This is a genomic window from Rhodococcus sp. P4_B6, from assembly GCF_056402215.1.
Genome location: NZ_JBFUHV010000395.1, coordinates 1 through 2,345, shown reverse-complemented (window position 1 = coordinate 2,345; position 2,345 = coordinate 1). Strand labels below are relative to the sequence as shown.

Sequence of the window (2,345 nt, the reverse complement as noted above, 5' to 3'; positions counted from 1 at the left end):
GACTCGACGGATCAGCTCGACCTCACGTCGTTCCCGCCGAACGTCGTCCGGATCCGGGCCGCCGATCTGCGTGAGGCGCAGCAGGAGCGCGCGCGGATCCGTGCCGAGATCGTCGCCGACGGCCGCGACCCCGACAGCGTCACCGTCCTGGTGGACCTCGAGGTGCTCATCGCCGGAGAAGCCCGCGCCGCGCGCAAGGAACTGGCCCTCCTCGACAGTGCGCTGGACACACCGCGCACACCGGTGTCGTTGCAGTACATCGGAACTCCGGTCGGCCTCGCCGGCCTCATCGCCGACATCCAGGCGGCCGGCGTCGCCGACGGCGTGACCCTGCTCCCGCTGTCGCTGCCCAGGGTTCTCGAGCAGCTCGTCGACGGCACCCTCCCGTGGCTGGAGCAGCGGGGTCTCGTCACGTCCGCCGAAGCGGTGGACGAGGCGCTGCGCCGCTTCGACCTGCCCCGCGTCGAACGGGTGCTGGCGTCCTGACCAGGTCAGTTGCCGTTGTTCGCTGAACCCAGCGGAGTGGGCCGGTAGTACCGGCCCTCGTGATACAGCAGGGGAGCCGACGCGGAATCGTCGTCGGCCTCGGCGTGGACGCGGGTGACGAGGCCGATGACGAGCGTGTGGTCGCCGACCGGGATCAACTGGTCCACGACGACCCGCATCCAGCTGGGAGTTCCGTGGAGAACCGGTTCGCCGGTGTCGAGCCGCGCCCACAGCGACTCGTCGGAGAACCGCTGGTCCGCGCTCCGCGAGAAGCGCTGAGCCAGGTGCTGCTGGTGCTCCCCGAGCAGGTGGATCACCAGCGAGCCCGCCGAGTGGAGCGCATCGATGCTCGACGACGTGTTCGCGATGTTGAACGACACCAGCGGCGGGGCCAGCGAGACGGACGAAAACGAGGATGCGGTGAATCCGACCGGGCCCGATCCCGAGTCGAGGGTCACGATGGTGACGCCCGCCGGGTGACGGCGCAGGGCTGCGCGGTAATCCTCCGCACAGATTCCGGGGGCGAGTTCGGGGTCGCGGGGGAGGTCCGAACCATCGACGGTATCGGCGTTCTCGGCTCTGTCGGACAAATCATTCTCCGGGTCGGCCCGTGTGGGCACTGTGTCATTCTCGAGCGCGGTCATTCTCGCGCGCGTCATTCTCGTTCACGAGATCTGACGTCAACTATAAGGGCGGGAACCGCCCGGGATTCAGTCGACGTCGATCGCCAGGCCCGCGGTGATCCGGACCAACTCCGAGAACGACGTGCGGAAGACGGTGTCCGGGTGACCGGCGGCCGCCCACAGTTCCGCGTACTCCGACAGGGCGTTGTCGACGTAGGTCGGAAGGTTCGTGGGATGGCCGAGCGGGGCGATACCGCCGATCGGCTGCCCGGTCGCGATCCGCACCATGTCGAGGGGTGCCTGGGTCAGATTCCCCTGCAGTCGTTTGCCGGTGTTCGCCAGATCCACCTCGTGCGCCCCCGACACGAGGAGCAGGATCGGGTCGTCGTCGAGGAGGAACACCAGCGACTTGGTGATGGCGCCGACATCGACCCCCAGAGACTCCGCCGCCTCGGCCGCGGTGTGGGTGGAGTCGGGCTGGGTCACGATCACCCCATGGTGCCCTCGCGCGATCAGAGTCTCGGCGACATGCGCGGCGTGGGGGTGCAAGGGCGTCGGCATGAACCAAGAGTAGGTCCATTCCCCTGGAACGACATCAAGAAGCGTCTTCCGACACGACATCGGAACGGGGCGTAGTCGATTCCAGCTTCCGGAGCCGCCGGACGGTGAACCCGAACAGCAGTCCCAGCCCGACCGCGGAGTACAGCGCGAGGGCGAGCGCGGGCTGTCCCAGTCCCGCGTCGTCGAAGTACACGATGCTGCGGATTCCCTCGGTACCCGCGCCGGGGGTGATCCACCGTCCGATGGCCGCGTAGAACGTGGGGATGACGTTCGAACCGAACGCCCCGCCGGCGCTGGGATTGCCCAGGATGACGAAGACGGCGATCGCGAGCGGCACCGCGAGGATGCCGACCGAGGCGCGCAGGCCGAGCGTGAACACGGCCGTGCCGAAGACGACACCGGTCCCGAGAAGCCACAGCGGGAACCAGTGGCCCGCGAACGTGCCGAGCACGTGCGTCGTGATCAGGGCGCCGAGTGCGCCGGAGAGCAGGGCGTAGCCGAACAGGACGGCCGTGTGCGCCGACGCCTGGCGCAGCGTCCGAGGGGCGCCGATGAACAGGCCGATCGCCGCCGCGAGCAGGTAGCCGCCGACCACCCACCCGATCGCCAGATAGAAACCGGACAGCCCGCGGTTGTCGTGTGCACCGACGGGAATCTCGTCGCGAACGGTGAACT

The 2,345-nt window shown here is 68.7% G+C and carries 3 protein-coding genes and 1 pseudogene; 1 reads left to right on the top strand and 3 read right to left on the bottom strand.

Going from position 1 to position 2,345, the window contains the following annotated elements; translation table 11 throughout:
- On the top strand, window positions 1-486 hold a 486-nt coding region (locus AC1DWT_RS50905; RefSeq protein WP_477926227.1), incomplete at its 5' end, for a hypothetical protein.
- A gap of 5 nt (window positions 487-491) precedes the next feature.
- On the opposite strand, the gene AC1DWT_RS50900 is transcribed toward AC1DWT_RS50905, so the two are convergent.
- The 3 genes and pseudogenes from AC1DWT_RS50900 to AC1DWT_RS50890 all read right to left on the bottom strand — a co-directional run.
- Window positions 492-1,130: a flavin reductase family protein gene (locus tag AC1DWT_RS50900; RefSeq protein ID WP_095862984.1), complete on the bottom strand. Its 639-nt coding sequence runs from the start codon at window positions 1,128-1,130 to the stop codon at window positions 492-494.
- Window positions 1,131-1,196: 66 nt separating this feature from the next.
- Entirely contained in the window at window positions 1,197-1,670 is a 474-nt protein-coding gene (locus tag AC1DWT_RS50895; RefSeq protein WP_072947342.1) for a YbaK/EbsC family protein, read from the bottom strand.
- Between the two features lie 34 nt (window positions 1,671-1,704).
- Window positions 1,705-2,345, bottom strand: a pseudogene (locus AC1DWT_RS50890) (hypothetical protein); the annotation flags it as partial.

Excerpts from the sequence above, each read along its gene's own strand:
- AC1DWT_RS50900 (WP_095862984.1), bottom strand. The coding sequence starts at position 1,130 with ATGACCGCGCTCGAGAATGACACAGTGCCCACACGGGCCGACCCGGAG.
- AC1DWT_RS50895 (WP_072947342.1), bottom strand. The coding sequence starts at position 1,670 with ATGCCGACGCCCTTGCACCCCCACGCCGCGCATGTCGCCGAGACTCTG.